This window comes from Parabacteroides sp. Y3-G-102 (genome assembly GCF_023656845.1).
Taxonomy (GTDB): domain Bacteria; phylum Bacteroidota; class Bacteroidia; order Bacteroidales; family Tannerellaceae; genus Parabacteroides; species Parabacteroides distasonis.
On the sequence record NZ_JAMOKU010000001.1, the window covers coordinates 26,093 to 41,354 of the forward strand.

Annotated in this window: 16 protein-coding genes and 1 pseudogene; all 17 read left to right on the forward strand. The window is 48.3% G+C overall.

Annotation, left to right across the window (positions count from 1 at the left end):
• Nucleotides 1-226: 226 nt before the first annotated feature.
• The 17 genes and pseudogenes from NBH16_RS00175 (at nucleotide 227) to NBH16_RS00255 (ending at nucleotide 15,258) form a co-directional block, all read left to right on the forward strand.
• Nucleotides 227-580 (forward strand): helix-turn-helix domain-containing protein, encoded by a 354-nt coding sequence (locus NBH16_RS00175; RefSeq protein WP_005856071.1) that lies wholly within the window; start codon nucleotides 227-229, stop codon nucleotides 578-580.
• The gene (locus tag NBH16_RS00180) at nucleotides 570-1,643 is read left to right on the forward strand and encodes an AAA family ATPase (protein ID WP_250787889.1); all 1,074 of its coding nucleotides are present in this window, start codon (nucleotides 570-572) and stop codon (nucleotides 1,641-1,643) included. Before NBH16_RS00175 ends, NBH16_RS00180 begins: the two co-directional genes overlap by 11 nt.
• Nucleotides 1,644-1,806: 163 nt before the next feature.
• On the forward strand, nucleotides 1,807-2,772 hold the full coding sequence (locus NBH16_RS00185) for a DUF8464 domain-containing protein (RefSeq protein WP_250787890.1): 966 nt from the start codon (nucleotides 1,807-1,809) through the stop codon (nucleotides 2,770-2,772).
• A 145-nt stretch (nucleotides 2,773-2,917) separates the two neighbouring features.
• Entirely contained in the window at nucleotides 2,918-3,301 is a 384-nt protein-coding gene (locus NBH16_RS00190; protein WP_149954549.1) for a MobC family plasmid mobilization relaxosome protein, read from the forward strand.
• Entirely contained in the window at nucleotides 3,267-4,187 is a 921-nt protein-coding gene (locus tag NBH16_RS00195; protein ID WP_250787891.1) for a relaxase/mobilization nuclease domain-containing protein, read from the forward strand. The genes NBH16_RS00190 and NBH16_RS00195 overlap by 35 nt, the downstream gene beginning before the upstream one ends.
• Before the next feature lie 4 nt (nucleotides 4,188-4,191).
• Entirely contained in the window at nucleotides 4,192-4,911 is a 720-nt protein-coding gene (locus NBH16_RS00200) for a hypothetical protein (RefSeq protein WP_250787892.1), read from the forward strand.
• A 237-nt stretch (nucleotides 4,912-5,148) separates the two neighbouring features.
• A complete protein-coding gene (locus tag NBH16_RS00205; RefSeq protein ID WP_250787893.1) occupies nucleotides 5,149-5,688 on the forward strand; it encodes a hypothetical protein in 540 nt (179 codons plus the stop codon).
• A 925-nt stretch (nucleotides 5,689-6,613) separates the two neighbouring features.
• Nucleotides 6,614-7,873 (forward strand): annotated as a pseudogene (locus tag NBH16_RS00210) (TraG family conjugative transposon ATPase); the annotation flags it as partial.
• Nucleotides 7,852-8,877: a hypothetical protein gene (locus NBH16_RS00215; protein ID WP_250787894.1), complete on the forward strand. Its 1,026-nt coding sequence runs from the start codon at nucleotides 7,852-7,854 to the stop codon at nucleotides 8,875-8,877. The pseudogene NBH16_RS00210 and the gene NBH16_RS00215, both read left to right, overlap by 22 nt.
• Before the next feature lie 39 nt (nucleotides 8,878-8,916).
• Complete coding sequence (locus tag NBH16_RS00220; RefSeq protein ID WP_250787895.1) at nucleotides 8,917-9,546, forward strand: DUF4141 domain-containing protein; 630 nt, start codon at nucleotides 8,917-8,919, stop codon at nucleotides 9,544-9,546.
• A 19-nt stretch (nucleotides 9,547-9,565) separates the two neighbouring features.
• Entirely contained in the window at nucleotides 9,566-10,570 is a 1,005-nt protein-coding gene (gene traJ / locus NBH16_RS00225; RefSeq protein ID WP_250787896.1) for a conjugative transposon protein TraJ, read from the forward strand.
• 23 nt (nucleotides 10,571-10,593) lie between these two features.
• Nucleotides 10,594-11,217, forward strand: coding sequence for a conjugative transposon protein TraK (traK, locus tag NBH16_RS00230; RefSeq protein ID WP_004309376.1), 624 nt, complete (start codon nucleotides 10,594-10,596; stop codon nucleotides 11,215-11,217).
• 12 nt (nucleotides 11,218-11,229) lie between these two features.
• On the forward strand, nucleotides 11,230-11,535 hold the full coding sequence (locus NBH16_RS00235) for a TraL conjugative transposon family protein (protein WP_250787897.1): 306 nt from the start codon (nucleotides 11,230-11,232) through the stop codon (nucleotides 11,533-11,535).
• Nucleotides 11,528-12,796 carry a conjugative transposon protein TraM gene (gene traM, locus NBH16_RS00240; protein ID WP_250787898.1) on the forward strand — a complete coding sequence of 423 codons (1,269 nt, stop codon included), beginning with the start codon at nucleotides 11,528-11,530 and terminating at the stop codon, nucleotides 12,794-12,796. The genes NBH16_RS00235 and traM overlap by 8 nt, the downstream gene beginning before the upstream one ends.
• Before the next feature lie 23 nt (nucleotides 12,797-12,819).
• On the forward strand, nucleotides 12,820-13,803 hold the full coding sequence (gene traN, locus NBH16_RS00245) for a conjugative transposon protein TraN (RefSeq protein WP_250787899.1): 984 nt from the start codon (nucleotides 12,820-12,822) through the stop codon (nucleotides 13,801-13,803).
• 2 nt (nucleotides 13,804-13,805) lie between these two features.
• Nucleotides 13,806-14,378, forward strand: a complete 573-nt coding sequence (locus NBH16_RS00250; protein ID WP_250787900.1) for a conjugal transfer protein TraO — start codon at nucleotides 13,806-13,808, stop codon at nucleotides 14,376-14,378.
• Between the two features lie 13 nt (nucleotides 14,379-14,391).
• Nucleotides 14,392-15,258 carry a DUF8464 domain-containing protein gene (locus NBH16_RS00255; RefSeq protein ID WP_250787901.1) on the forward strand — a complete coding sequence of 289 codons (867 nt, stop codon included), beginning with the start codon at nucleotides 14,392-14,394 and terminating at the stop codon, nucleotides 15,256-15,258.
• Nucleotides 15,259-15,262: the final 4 nt, after the last annotated feature.

Consider the following 15,262-nt stretch of genomic DNA (forward strand, 5'->3'; position numbering starts at 1 on the left):
CATAGGACAAACGGTGTGTTGGAAGGACAAAAATCACCAATACATCGTTTGTCCCTTTTTTATCCCGCTCCAATCTTGCCGGATGTCCTGCATTGTCCCAAGTTGTCCGGTCTGTGTCAAGTGATTAGTAATTGAATAATCGGTTTCTTTTATTCTTCCTTTGCGGCATCAACCGGTTGCAACGGCTATGACGGTAGCCAAGTAATAACTAAAAAAGGAAGAAAATATGACGAACATTATTCTGACAACGCCCGAAGAACTCCGGGCTATCGTGAGCGAAACCGTTTCCCAGTCATTGGCAGGATTCACCCAGCCGAGGAACGAACCCGACAACCTCACGCCCGATGTGGCGGTAGAGGTGCTGGAACGACACGGTTTTCTGATTTCAAAGGCACGGCTCTACAAGCTGACCGCAAAAAAGGAAGTGCCGTTCCGCAAATACGGGAACAAATTGCTTTTCTCACGGAAAGAGCTTCTCACGTGGGCGGAAAACCTTGCAAAAAGGGTGAACGACAAGGACGAGGCGGCACTCGCCATCGCCAAGAGCGCAAACCGGAAAATCCGTAACTATGGAAAATAAGAGGAAAGAAGAAGCCGGGCAGGATGTCACCATGCAGAAAGAGGATTTCGCAGCCCTTTGGAAAACCATCCATCTAAAGGTGACGGACACTTACGAAGTGCCGCCCGAAATACTCTGGGTGAACGGCTCTACCATCGGCACATTGGGCAATTTCAGCGCATCCACAGGCAAAGCCAAGAGCAAAAAGACATTCAATATTTCCGCCATTGTTGCGGCAGCGTTGAAGAATGACGAGGTACTGAAGTATTCGGCATACCTGCCACCGAACAAACGGAAAATCCTCTATGTAGATACCGAGCAGAGCAAGTACCATTGCCATAAGGTCATGGAGCGTATTTTGCGCCTTGCCGGACTGCCTACCGACAAGGACAGGGACGATTTTGTTTTCATCGTGCTAAGGGAGCAGACCCCCGACAAGCGGAAACAGATTATCGGCTATATGCTTGAAAATATGCCCGATGTGGGGTTGCTCATCATTGACGGAATCCGTGACTTGATGTATGACATCAACAGCCCCAGCGAATCAACCGACCTGATCAACCTCTTGATGCGCTGGTCAAGCGGATATAACCTGCATATCCACACTGTTCTGCATTTGAACAAGGGGGATGACAACACAAGGGGGCATATCGGTACGGAACTGAACAACAAGGCTGAAACCGTCCTGCAAATCACGAAAAGCCAGCAGGACGGCAACATAAGCGAGGTAAAGGCGATGCACATACGTGACCGGGAATTTGACCCGTTCGCATTTCGAATCAATGACAACGCTTTGCCCGAAGTCATGGACGGTTATGTATTCCAGCAACCCAAGCAGGACAGGAGCTTTCCGCTTACAGAGCTGACGGAACAGCAGCACCGGGAAGCATTGGAGAACGGTTTCGGCAAGCAGGTTGTACAAGGCTATTCCAATGTGATAGCGGCATTGAAACAAGGTTACGCAAGTATAGGTTACGAGCGTGGACGTAATGTCCTTGTGTCGCTTAACAAGTTCCTTGTGAACAAACGCATGATTGTAAAAGAGGGTAAGGGCTATCGCTATAATCCCGATTTCCATTATTAAAAGTCGGTTTGGTTTAGTCCGGGTGTATATACAAGAGGAACGGACTTACTATTTCCCTGTATCGGAACAGGCAGGTTTAGTATGGTACGGGTGTATATATAACGGACTAAACAGGACTGGCGCACTTTTCAACTATCTTTTTATCCCCAAAAAAGAAAATGTTATGAACATCGAAGATGTGAAACAAATACCCATCGCAGACTATCTGCACAGTTTAGGTTACTCTCCCGTCAAGCAGCAGGGTAACGGTTTATGGTACAAATCACCGTTAAGGGAGGAACACGAACCGTCTTTCAAGGTGAACACTGACCGCAACCTTTGGTATGACTTTGGCGCAGGCAAGGGCGGCAACATCATCGCACTGGCAAAGGAACTCTATTGTTCCGACAGCCTGCCATACCTTTTAAACCGGATAGCGGAACAGACACCGCACGTCCGTCCGGTCAGTTTTTCTTTTCCCCAGCGCAGGACAGAGCCGAGTTTCCAGCATTTGGAAGTCCGTGACCTTACCCATCCGGCATTGCTCCGTTACTTGCAGGGACGGGGTATCAATATCGAACTGACAAAAAGAGAATGTAAGGAACTCCATTTTACCAATAACGGTAGACCGTTCTTTGCTATCGGTTTCCCGAACATGGCAGGAGGTTACGAGGTTCGCAATTCCTTTTTCAAAGGCTGCATCGCCCCGAAAGACATCACCCATATACGGCAGCAGGGAGAGCCGGGAGAGAAATGTTTGGTATTCGAGGGTTTTATGGATTATCTTTCTTTCCTCACGCTCCGGATGAAGAACTGCCCGGCTATGCCCGACCTTGACAGACAGGATTATGTCATACTCAACTCTACTGTCAACGTGCCGAAAGCCATTGACGTGCTGTCCCCGTATGAGCGCATCCACTGTATGCTTGACAATGACAAGGCTGGATATGAAGCGACACGGGCTATCGAACTGGAATACTCCTACCGTGTGCGTGACTTCTCGGATAATTATAGGGGCTATTCGGACTTGAACGATTATCTGTGCGGCAGGAAGCAGGAACAGAAAAACGCAGCCAGCCAAGTGCAGGAAACGAAGCAGGAAACCGGACAACGTGCCGCCCCAAGACAAAAGAGAGGCAGGGGCATTTAATCCGGCAGGACTACCAACGGCTGGCGGTTTATTTGGAGAGCAAGGTTATGTTTCGGTAAACCGAAACTACCTTGCTTTGCTCACCGCAAAGAAAATTTCTCCCGTTGGTCGCAATTTTTAAGACACCATTCAAACGTAAAAAACCATGACGAGTATAAAGGACAAGCCGGGGGGACGTCCGGCAAAGAAACGGATAGAGAAGCAGCAACGGGTTGTCAGTACGAAACTGACCGAGTTGCAGTATTACGCCATCAGGAAACGAGCCGGGGAAGCCGGGTTGCGTGTCAGTGAGTATGTAAGGCAGGCGGTTGTTTCGGCAGAGGTCATACCCCGGCTGAACAGGCAGGATGCGGACACCATCCGCAAACTGGCAGGGGAAGCCAACAACATCAACCAACTGGCACACCGGGCAAATGCCGGAGGTTTCGCACTGGTGGCGGTGGAACTGGTGAAACTGAAAAACAGGATTGTCGAAATTATAAACCAGTTGTCGGATGATTGGAAAAATAAAAAAGGGAAGCGGGTTTAAGGGCTGCGTAAACTATGTGTTGGGCAAGGAACAGGCGGCTTTGCTCCATGCGGACGGGGTACTGACAGAAAGTCAGGGAGATATAATCCGCAGCTTCTGTATGCAGACCGAGATGAATCCCGACTTGAAAAAGCCAGTCGGACATATTGCGTTAAGCTATTCGGCAGTGGATGCACCCAAATTGACAGACGAGAAGATGATACAGCTTGCGCAGGAATATATGCGTGAAATGAAAATTACCGATACGCAGTATATCATCGTGCGCCATCAAGACCGGGAACACCCACATGTGCATATCGTGTTCAACCGTATAGACAACAATGGCAAGACCATTTCGGACAGAAACGACATGTATCGTAACGAACAGGTATGCAAGAAGCTGAAAGCCAAACACGGGCTTTATTTCGCCAAGGGGAAAGAGCAGGTGAAGCAGCATCGGTTGAAAGAGCCGGACAAGTCGAAATACGAGATTTACGCGGCTGTGAAGAACGAAATCGGAAAATCCCGTAACTGGCAGCAGTTACAGGAGCGGTTAGCGGAAATGGGTATTGCTATCCAGTTCAAGTATAAGGGACAGACAAGCGAGATACGGGGCATATCCATTTCCAAAGGCGAATACACGTTCAAGGGTTCGGAGATAGACCGCAGTTTCAGTTTTTCCAAACTGGATAAATGTTTCGGGGATGCAGGAATGAATGTTGCCGAAAGCCAACGGCAAACAACTTTCGCACCCGTTCGGGAGCAGGCACCTGCACCGAGCAAGGCTGACAGCCCGTTGATAACAGGTTCACTCGGTCTGTTTTCCGCTTCTTCTCCCCCAGTGGATGAAGAACCTAATTTTAATTTGAGAAAGAAGAAGAAAAAGAAAAAACAACTTAAACTGTAAAGACATGGAAGACAATTTGATTTTAGAGGGGCTTCTCTCTATGGTTACGGAACTGAAAGGGAAGCAGGAAGCACAGGTAACGCCAGCCAGCCGGGAGGAAACTCTCGAACGGTTGGGAGCAATCGAGCAGGCATTGTCGGAACTGCACAGTAGCCCGGCTGTTTCCGAAAAGGAATTGCAGGCTATCCAAAGCCAACTTGCCGACATAAGGAATGCGGAACAGGAGCAGAAGCAATCCATAGGAGAAGTGAGAAAATTTGTAACGGCTACCTACCGTTGCCTGAAAGAAATGCTGGATGCGTTGGATTCTTACCGTAAGGAACGCACAACCGAAAAAGCGGAAACCGAACCTGCATCGTTGCCCCGGAGGATAAGCGGTTTGTTACGCCCGAAACTGTTTGTTTTTTTGGCAGGGCTGGTTATCTGTTTCGTTTCCTTATTCCTGAATATCCGTTTGGCTGGACGGATGCAGCAGTTGCAGGACAACGATATGAAATACCGCTACATTCTGATGAAAGGGGAAGCGGACGGGGGCTGCCTTGATTTGCTGGAAACGAATTTCAGTAGGGAACGGGATAACGCTTTCATCCAAAACCTGACTGATTCGGTGACGGGGTTTGAATACCGCAGCAGGAAGCAGGCGGAAGCGTTGGAACGTGCAAGGTTGCTCAATGAACAAGCCGAGCAGTTGAAAAAGGAAGCCAACCGACTGGGCAAGCCATAAACCGGGAAAACAAAGGATACAAACTGTAAATGTTAAAGCCCGCACAATATGTGGAGAAAAGTGCGGTACATCTTCGTGGTGTACTGCACTTTTGCTATATTTGCGGATAGTCTAATTTGAAAAGCAAAAATCCAAAATCCGCTGGATTGTTCGGATGATTAGGCTATAATTTAGAAGTGTAGGAACAACACCATAAGGTGCGGTTATAAATAAATTATAAAACTCTGAATATGAAATATGGAAATTAATATAATAGCAAATAGAAATTGTATTGTAAATTTCGTAAACGACTTTTTAGCAAGCAATCAATTAATTTATTTTGATTGTAGCAATTACGAAAATAAAGGTATTATTTGGGGCAATGTTCTCGACATAAAGGATTTTGCTGATAGAGATATTCTTATCAATATTGGTTCTAAATTTGATTTTGAACAAAAAATAAAAATATTATCACATCGTCCTTTGACAGAAGATAAGAAAGATTTTATTTATATGACTAATTTTTGGTATCCAAATGAAATAAAGATAACTGATACCTCTTTTATTTGGAATCCACAACAAAGTCCTCATGCTAAATATAATGGAATTGCTTTGAAAAAAATAATAAGAGAATCATTTAATCAAGGAATGAAAACATCAGATGATAGATATAATGAATTCAACAAGATATTTCATAAATATTATTGGTCAAATGAAGTTGATAATTATTTGGACAAATTATATTATAGTGGCGGTATAATACCAATACAACCACTTTCCACTAAAACGGTTTTATAACAAGGTCGAGATAACAGCTAAACGCTGTTCCTCACCAAACCATTAGCTGTAATAGAAGCATGAAAAAGATTATTGACTATCTATTCTATAGGTATTATTTGGTTTGCTTGAAAAATGAGGAATTTCCGCGTTTTGGTGCAAGTTGTATATTATCGGAAGTTATTTCAATAACTTATATGTTCGCATCTTTTTTATTCTCGTTTTTTTTAACAGGAGATTTCTTTTTTTCATATATGTCTAAACTAACAACATTTATTGTATGGATAATTGGTTTTATACTTCCCTGGATTGTTGTGTACATATATTATAATAAGAAAAGGATTCGCATCTTATTTGAGAAATTTCAAGATAATATTTATAATACCAAATACTCAGATAAGGCAGTATTAAGTATCAGATATGTTGTACTTACTGTCGGTCTTCTTTTAATGTTCTTTCTTTATCAGTTCTAATCGCCATGTTCCTTTAGCACGTGGGTTGGCGGCTAATCCAAAAGGTCTGGCTATGGGCTACCGGGTAACGTAAAGGAATCAAATCAATTTATTCAGATATGGAACAACGTATTACATCACTATTGCTGCCCGCTCCTGAAAGTTTAGTTTATTCTTTTGTATATATATCCAAACCAATTTAAACCTATTTCTATTGACAGCAAATTATATATGCTGGCGAAAAAAGAAAAACAGAGTTTCTTTCTCTTTTTGCCAGTATCATGTCTATTTTTCACTGAAAAACGAGAGAAAACAGATATAAAAACATCTCCTACCACATTTACCCCTTAACAACAAATATCCTTTTCTGTTTTCTTATAATCACTCTCTTTGTATGCAAATTGCATGTTTGCAAAATATTAATATTGATATATTCGATACTATAAATCTTTGATATTCAGTATTAAACAGATAAAGTTTTATACACATTAATTATAGCCAACCGGAACAAATTCATCCTCGGACCTTCGGGCAGCGGGAAATCTTTTTTCACCAACCACATGGTACGCCAGTATTACGAGCAGGGTGCGCATGTGCTGTTAGTGGATACCGGAAACTCCTATCAGGGACTGTGCAGCCTTATTCATGCCAGGACACACGGCGAGGACGGGATTTATTTCACTTATGAAGAAAAAGATCCGATAGCTTTCAATCCTTTTTACGTGGAAGACGGGATTTTCGATATCGAGAAGAAAGAATCCATCAAGACGCTTATCCTTACCCTGTGGAAGCGTGACGACGAGCCGCCGACACGTGCCGAGGAGGTGGCGCTATCCAATGCGGTCAATCTCTTTCTGGAGAAAATCCTCAGGGACAGCAGCATAAAACCCTCCTTCGATACCTTCTATGAGTTTATCCGTGACGAGTATCAGGATATCCTGAAAGAGAAGCGAACCCGTGAGAAGGATTTTGACGTGTGGGGATTCCTCAATGTGCTGGAACCCTATTACCGTGGCGGTGAATATGACTTCCTGCTCAACTCCGACAAGCAGTTGGACTTGCTGAACAGACGCTTCATCGTTTTTGAGCTGGACAACATTCGCGATAACAAAGTGCTACTTCCGATTGTCACCATCATCATCATGGAGACTTTTATCAGCAAGATGCGCAAGTTGAAAGGTATCCGGAAAATAATCCTTATCGAAGAGTGCTGGAAGGCATTGGCATCCGCCAATATGAGCAATTACATCCGCTATCTTTTCAAGACCGTCAGAAAGTTTTTCGGCGAGGCTGTGGTCGTGACCCAGGAAGTGGAAGATATCATCTCTTCTCCTATTGTCAAGGGGACTATCATCAACAACAGCGACTGCAAGATTCTGCTTGACCAGCGTAAGTACATGAACAAGTTCGACGAGATTCAGACGCTGCTTGGCCTGACCGACAAGGAGCGGGCACAGATACTTTCCATCAACATGGCGAACAATCCGTCCCGGAGATACAAGGAAGTCTGGATTGGTCTGGGCGGTACGCAGTCGGCGGTCTATGCCACGGAAGTCTCACTTGAGGAGTACATATGCTACACTACTGAAGAAACCGAGAAACTTGAACTTATGCGGCTTACGGAAAGACTCGGTGGCAATATCGAACTTGCCATCAAGCAGTTGGCAGAAAGCAAGCGAAGCCAAGTGATAGGGAGTGGAATCATATGGAAACCGAAAAACAATCATGAATTATGGGAATGGAAGAATGGATAAAAGAACAGCAGCGCCGCTATCTGGACGAGCCACGCCTTAAGGAGTTGACGGAAGTGATGAAACAGATAAGGAAGTTCGTCCGGGAAAAGGAGTACCGGAAGCTGACGGAACTGGTCAGGCGGTACAGGAAGTCCGAGGATGTGATTACCCAAGTTGCCTGCCTATTGTCAGACTCGCACCTGTTCCCGACGCCGGAAAAAACGGTGGAAACGGACAGGTCGGAATTGATAACGGCATTGAAAGACACGTATTTCATGGAGAAGAACGGTTGCCGGCTTGCGGATGTCAATCCCGAAAAAGCCGATTCCGTCCACGGAATGCTCGCCATGCACACGTTCATGCGGGATGCTTACTCGAAGGTATATCCTGAAAGCAAGCAGGAACGGCCGTCACCGGAAGAAGTACGGTCATCTGTACGGATTCTGGATTTCCATCGGAAAGAGAGCGACGTGTGGGAACTCTGCAACCTGGCAGTGTATCTTATGCCGCCCTCACGGTATGTGGCGCTCAGGTACGAGCTTGCGGATGATTATGACAGGCTTGACAGATTGCACCGTTCCGGACCGGAACCGGCATATGACGAGGGGGTGGCATTGGAAAGCCGCCTGTGCAGGAATGCGGAAAAGGCAGCGGAAAGCATCGGGGATGTCTGTCTGCCGGATTTCTACCTGGAAAAGCTGAATGAGGAACTGGAGAATTTGGGACGGATTGCGGCCTCGCCGGATGCGGTCCACGACATCCTGCATATCAGTCCTGACTTTCTCGCCAAGTACGGCATAGACAAGAACGCTTCCGCCACGGAACGCTCGTGTCAGGCGGAGAAAGCCTACCGGGAGCTGGACGCCCGTTTCGTCAGAATGACCGGACGCAGGCCGTATGCAGACGAACTCTTCGCCTCCATCAGACGCAAGAAGGAGGATTCCGGAATAGAGAACCGGCCGAGACAGGCGCAACGGGTCATCCTCCGGAACCCGCCGTCCAAAGGACGAAAAATGGGAATCTGACTTTTAACAGAATTATTCACAATTAAAAACAGGAACATCATGAAAAAGAAAATTCTTATGCTGTGCATGGGCTGTTTCCTTGTCAGCCTCACTGCGAAAGCCCAATGGGTAGTGAGCGACCCGGGCAATCTGGCGCAGGGAATCATCAATGCCGCCAAGAACATCGTTCACACGTCCTCCACTGCCACCAATATGGCGAATAGTTTTCAGGAAACCGTGAAAATCTACCAGCAGGGCAAGGAGTATTACGACGGGCTTCGCAAGGTCAAGAACCTTGTCCGGGATGCCCGCAAGGTTCAGCAGACCATCCTGATGGTGGGCGATATCACGGACATCTATGTCACCAGCTTCGAGCGTATGCTCAGCGACCCGTATTTTACGCCGGAAGAACTGAGCGCGATTGCTTTGGGGTACACCAAACTGCTGGAAGAAAGTGCCCATCTGCTGAACGATTTGAAGACGGTGGTCAACGAGAACGGGCTTTCCATGAATGACAAGGAAAGGATGGATATCATCGACCGCTGCTACAACGACATGTTGCAAAACCGCAGTCTGGTACAGTATTACACCAACAAGAACATCGGGGTGTCCTACCTGCGCGCCAAGAAACGGAACGACCTAGACCGCGTGATGGCACTCTATGGCTCACCGAACGAACGTTATTGGTAATTCCTAATCCGCTTTCATTATGTTATTGTTGGCTATAGATTTTGACAACCTGCATCAGATTTTACAGAATCTGTATGTGGAAATGATGCCGCTCTGCTCAAAGATGACCGGTGTGGCAAGAGGCCTTGCCGGTTTGGGAGCGCTTTTCTATGTGGCGTATCGTGTATGGCAGGCTCTGGCCCGTGCCGAGCCTGTGGATGTCTTTCCGCTTTTGCGTCCGTTCGCCTTGGGGCTTTGTATCATGTTCTTTCCGACACTCGTTCTGGGTACGCTGAACAGCATCCTCTCGCCCGTCGTGAAAGGGACCCATACCATATTGGAGTCGCAGACCTTTGACATGAACGAGTACAGGGTGCAGAAGGACAAGCTGGAGACTGAGGCGATGAAACGGAATCCCGAGACAGCCTATCTGGTCGACAAGGAGACTTTTGACAACAGGCTGGACGAGCTGGGCGCGTTTGACGCTATAGAAGCCTGCGGAATGTATGTGGACCGTGCCATGTACAACATGAAAAGGGCCGTGCAGAATTTCTTCCGCGAACTGCTGGAACTCCTGTTCAATGCGGCGGCGCTGGTCATCGACACGCTGAGGACATTCTTCCTGATCGTGCTTTCGATACTCGGTCCCGTTTCCTTTGCCATCTCCTGCTGGGACGGTTTCCAGGCTTCTCTCAGCCAGTGGTTCGTCCGCTACATCAGTATCTACCTGTGGCTTCCCGTAAGCGACCTGTTCAGCAGCGTGCTGGCGAGAATCCAGGTATTGATGCTGCAGAGGGACATCGAACAGCTTTCCGACCCGGATTTCATCCCCGACAGCTCAAACGGGGTTTACATCACTTTCCTCATTATCGGCATCATCGGGTATTTCACCATCCCGACCGTATCGAACTGGATTGTGCAGGCCGGAGGCGGTGCGGGCAATTATGGAAAGAACGTGAACCAGGCGGCATCCAAGACAGGCTCCGTGGTGGCCGGGACTGCCGGAGCGGCGGTGGGAAACATTGCCGGCAGGCTTATCAAGTAATAACAGTATAAAACATTTACAGAATGGAATTCAAATCATTGAAAAATATCGAGACCAGCTTCCGACACCTGCGTCTGTTCGGAATCGTCTATCTGTGTGTATGCACCCTGCTTGTGGGATTTTCCGTATGGAAGGCTTACAGCTTCGCAGAAGCGCAACGGGAGAAGATTTATGTGCTGGATGAAGGCAAGTCACTGATGCTGGCCCTTTCACAAGACCTGGAGCAGAACCGCCCGGTAGAGGCAAGGGAGCATGTCAGACGGTTCCACGAACTGTTCTTTACGCTCTCGCCTGACAAGAATGCGATTGAAGGCAATATCCGGAGGGCTATGTTCCTCAGTGACCGTTCCGCCTATGCCCATTATGTGGATCTGGCAGAGCAGGGATATTACAACCGGATAATTTCTGGTAACGTGAACCAGCGTGTAGGGATCGACAGCGTCAAGTGCGATTTCCATACCTATCCGTATGAGGTCGTGACCTACGCAAAGCTTTCCATTATCAGGGAGAAGAGCGTGACCGAGCGCAGCCTCGTCACGCGGGGCAGGCTGCTGAACTCCACCCGCAGCGACAATAATCCGCACGGCTTCATCCTCGAAGCCTTCCGTGTGGTGGAGAACAGGGATATAAGAGTGTATGACCGTTAAAATTCAGAATGTATGAAAAAGATGTTTGTAAAAATCAAGGAATCCGTGGAAGAAAAGCTACGGAAGCTGTGTGCCGGGCTTAGCCCGGAAAAGAGAGTGCCGGCAATTGTCGTGCTGGCTGCCCTGTTTGCCATCGGAAATTTCTATATGATTTTCCGTGCCATCCATGACATCGGACGGGAGGATGTACGGCCGGAAATCATAGAGATACCCCCGATGGAAATTCCGGATATCGTTCCTGCCGATACACTCCCGGATAAAAGGGTGCAGGAAATGGAAGAGTTTTTTAACCGATTCAATCAGAAAGAAAATGGGTAATGATGTCAATAAATTGAAACAGAGGCTGGAAATCAGGAAATACCTGGTTTTTGCCGGGATGTTCCTCCTGTTCCTCGGGGCGATGTGGCTCATTTTCGCACCGTCCGAAGAGGAAAAAAGGAAAGAGGAAAAAAATGCGGGATTCAACACCGAGCTTCCCGATCCGAAGGGAGCGGGCATAGAAGGGGACAAGATTGCCGCCTATGAGCAGGCTGACATGAAACGCAAACAGACGGAAAAACTGCGTACGCTGGAGGATTTCTCCGAGATGGCAGATGGGAACTCCGGGACTGTCGTGGAATTGTCACCGGATGCGGATGCCAAGGATGGCAGTTCACGTGAAGGTGACAGTAGGAATGAAGCCTGTTCTTCATCCGTCTCCGCCTACAATGACATCAACAGGACGCTCGGCAACTTTTACGAGTCGCCTCAGGAAGATCCGGAGAAGGAGGCTTTGAAAGCCGAGGTGGAACAACTCAAGCAGGCGGTCGCCACACAGAACGCGCAGCCGGATTACGAGGAGCAGGTGGCTCTCTTGGAAAAATCCTATGAGCTTGCGGCCAGGTATATGCCGGGCAATGGCGGTGTGAATACGGACAGCCGTTCCGATAATGAAAGTCCCGGGCGGAACGGACAGGCGAAAGCCGTTCCCGTGGGACTGGTTTCCACACCGGTGGTATCATCGTTACCGCAGCCTGTCAGTGATTCTATACAGCTTACGGGAATGGCACAACTGGAAAGATTCCACACGCCAATCGGTAATAAAGAAAAGAGAAATGTGAGGAATACCATCCGGGCCTGCATCCACGGGGACCAGACCGTCATCAGCGGTCAGGGAGTGAGGATGAGACTGCTGGAGCCGATGCGTGTAGGGAAGCATATCCTGCCCAAAAACTCCCTGCTTACCGGAGAAGGGCGCATACAGGGTGAAAGGCTTCACGTCAATATCCTTCAGGTGGAATATGGCGGTACCATCATCCCCGTGAAACTTGCCGTGTATGACAATGACGGGCAGGGCGGCATCTTCATTCCGGGGTCAATGGAGGCTAACGCCGTCAGGGAGGTTGCCGCCAATCTGGGGCAGAATCTCGGCACGAGCATCTCCATCACCAACCAGTCGGCAGGCAACCAGCTGCTTTCCGAACTCGGAAAGGGTGCCATACAAGGTGTCTCGCAGTATATATCCCGGAAGATGCGTGAGGAGAAGGTGCATCTCAAGTCAGGCTATACCCTGATGCTTTATCAAGACAACGATCAATAACAATCCATTAAAATTCAATCGACATGAAAAAGTTTTTTGTAATGCTTGCCCTTGCATGGGGCACTGTGGGCGCTTTCGCCCAAAATGAAGCCGACAGCGTAGCGGCGGTAAACAATGCCATCACACTGGCCAAGGATGTGTATCCTCAAAAAGAGGAGGACGGAGACCTCTATCACGGTCTGACCCGTAAACTCACCTTTGACAGGATGATACCTCCATACGGGCTGGAAGTGACCTATGGAAAGACCACGCACATCATTTTCCCTTCATCGGTGCGTTATGTGGACCTCGGTTCTCCGAACCTCATTGCAGGCAAGGCGGACGGTGCGGAGAATGTCATCCGTGTAAAGGCCACCGTGAAGGACTTCCGTGAGGAAACCAACATGTCCGTGATTACCGAAAGCGGAAGTTTTTACACCTTCAATGTGAAGTATGCGGAAGAGCCGCTGCTGCTGAATATCGAGATGAAAGATTTCATTCATGACGGAAGTGAGGTGAACCGCCCCAACAACGCCCTTGACATCTACCTGAAGGAATTGGGCTGCGAATCGCCTAAATTGGTACACCTTATCTCGAAGTCCATCCACAAGGACAACAGACGGCACATCAAGCATATCGGGTGCAAGGCGTTCGGCATCCAGTACCTGCTCCGCGGACTCTATACGCACAACGGTCTGCTTTATTTTCATACTCAGATAAAGAACCGCTCCAACGTGCCTTATGAGGTGGATTTCGTGACTTTTAAAATTGTGGACAAGAAGCTGATGAAACGTACCGCCATCCAGGAACAGGTGATATTCCCACTGCGTGCTTACGACTATGTAACGTCCGTCGCAGGAAAAAAGGACGGGCGCACCGTTTTTGTCTTCGACAAATTCACCATCCCCTCGGACAAGGTACTGGTGGTGGAGATGCACGAGAAAGGCGGTGGCAGACACCAGACCTTCACCGTGGAAAGTGAGGACATCGTGAGAGCCGAGGTTATCAACGAACTTAAAGTGAAGTAGCCATGAAGAAGTATCTGTTCCTTTTTGTTACAGTCGTGTCGCTTGCCCTGTTTTCAGGGCGGGCGCACGCCCAGCGATACCTGCCCAGGATGAAGGGCGTGGAATTGCGCGGAGGATTTGCGAACGGCTCAAAGTCCCCCTTGAATTATTATACCGGATTTGCCGTTTCCGGATACACCCCAAAAGCCAACCGCTGGGTCATAGGCGCCGAGTATCTGATGAAGAACTACGGGTATCGGAATGCGAGCGTACCCCGTGCGCAGTTCACGGCAGAAGGCGGCTATTACCTGAAATTCCTGTCTGATCCGACAAAGACGGTCTTCCTCTCGGTCGGCGGTTCCGCACTGGCCGGCTATGAGACCGTGAACTGGGGCGAGAGGATGCTGTATGACGGTTCGAGGCTGCTCGCCAAGGATACGTTTGTCTATGGCGGCGCGATAACCCTGGAGCTTGAGGCATACCTGACAGACCGCATCGTCCTTCTTGCCGGTATCCGGGAACGTGTATTGTGGGGAAGCTCTCTGGACCTGTTCACGACACAGTTCGGTCTGGGCGTAAAATTCATAATCCATTAAAACCGTATCGCTTATGACTATAGAAGAGATAAGAGACATTCCTATCGCCGTTTTTCTGGCACGGATGGGATATGAACCGGCAAGAAGACGGGGGGATGAATATTGGTATCTGGCCCCGTATCGGGAGGAGCGCACCGCCTCGTTCCAGCTGAATGTCCGTAAAGATATATGGCATGACTTCGGTACCGGACAGGGAGGCGACATATTCACCCTTGCCGGGGAGTTTATCGGCAGCGGGGATTTCAAGACGCAGGCCAAGTTCATCACAGAGATATGGGGTGGTCTTGCTCCCGAACACAAGACCGTTTTCCGCTCCGGGGAAAATGACAGGGAGGATTCCCATAGGCAGGAAAGTTTCACGAAGGTACAGTCCGGACCGCTGCACAACAGAGTCCTGCTCCGTTATCTGGCGGAACGTGGCATTAGCGGTGATGTGGCTATGCCGAACTGCAAGGAGATCAGGTATACCTTGCACGGAAAGCGGTATTTCGCCATCGGTTTCAGGAATGTCAGCGGTGGATACGAGGTGCGCAACCGCTTTTTTAAGGCCAGTCTCTCCCCGAAAGACATTTCGCTGATGGACAACGGTTCGGATACTTGCAATCTCTTCGAGGGGTTTATCGACTGCCTCTCGTGGATGCAACTTGAATTGGGATGTGGCGACGACTATCTCGTACTGAACTCGGTGGCATTGCTGGAACGCTCGTTCCCCGTTCTTGACAGGTATGAGAGAGTCAACTGTTACCTGGACCGGGACGAAGCCGGACGGTGCACACTGGAGGCTCTCCGCAAACGCTACGCGGATAAAATAGTGGACTGTTCCTCTTTGTACAAAGGATACAAGGATCTGAACGAATACTTGCAAAACAAGTTTCTGTAAAAAT

What these genes read in the sequence shown, in the direction of transcription:
- NBH16_RS00255 (WP_250787901.1), top strand. Translation starts at nt 14,392, where the DNA reads ATGACTATAGAAGAGATAAGAGACATTCCTATCGCCGTTTTTCTGGCA.
- NBH16_RS00195 (WP_250787891.1), top strand. Translation starts at nt 3,267, where the DNA reads ATGATTGGAAAAATAAAAAAGGGAAGCGGGTTTAAGGGCTGCGTAAAC.
- NBH16_RS00220 (WP_250787895.1), top strand. Translation starts at nt 8,917, where the DNA reads ATGAAAAAGAAAATTCTTATGCTGTGCATGGGCTGTTTCCTTGTCAGC.
- NBH16_RS00235 (WP_250787897.1), top strand. Translation starts at nt 11,230, where the DNA reads ATGAAAAAGATGTTTGTAAAAATCAAGGAATCCGTGGAAGAAAAGCTA.
- traN (WP_250787899.1), top strand. Translation starts at nt 12,820, where the DNA reads ATGAAAAAGTTTTTTGTAATGCTTGCCCTTGCATGGGGCACTGTGGGC.
- traM (WP_250787898.1), top strand. Translation starts at nt 11,528, where the DNA reads ATGGGTAATGATGTCAATAAATTGAAACAGAGGCTGGAAATCAGGAAA.
- NBH16_RS00185 (WP_250787890.1), top strand. Translation starts at nt 1,807, where the DNA reads ATGAACATCGAAGATGTGAAACAAATACCCATCGCAGACTATCTGCAC.
- NBH16_RS00175 (WP_005856071.1), top strand. Translation starts at nt 227, where the DNA reads ATGACGAACATTATTCTGACAACGCCCGAAGAACTCCGGGCTATCGTG.
- NBH16_RS00180 (WP_250787889.1), top strand. Translation starts at nt 570, where the DNA reads ATGGAAAATAAGAGGAAAGAAGAAGCCGGGCAGGATGTCACCATGCAG.
- NBH16_RS00205 (WP_250787893.1), top strand. Translation starts at nt 5,149, where the DNA reads ATGGAAATTAATATAATAGCAAATAGAAATTGTATTGTAAATTTCGTA.
- NBH16_RS00250 (WP_250787900.1), top strand. Translation starts at nt 13,806, where the DNA reads ATGAAGAAGTATCTGTTCCTTTTTGTTACAGTCGTGTCGCTTGCCCTG.
- traK (WP_004309376.1), top strand. Translation starts at nt 10,594, where the DNA reads ATGGAATTCAAATCATTGAAAAATATCGAGACCAGCTTCCGACACCTG.
- NBH16_RS00200 (WP_250787892.1), top strand. Translation starts at nt 4,192, where the DNA reads ATGGAAGACAATTTGATTTTAGAGGGGCTTCTCTCTATGGTTACGGAA.
- NBH16_RS00190 (WP_149954549.1), top strand. Translation starts at nt 2,918, where the DNA reads ATGACGAGTATAAAGGACAAGCCGGGGGGACGTCCGGCAAAGAAACGG.
- traJ (WP_250787896.1), top strand. Translation starts at nt 9,566, where the DNA reads ATGTTATTGTTGGCTATAGATTTTGACAACCTGCATCAGATTTTACAG.
- NBH16_RS00215 (WP_250787894.1), top strand. Translation starts at nt 7,852, where the DNA reads ATGGGAATGGAAGAATGGATAAAAGAACAGCAGCGCCGCTATCTGGAC.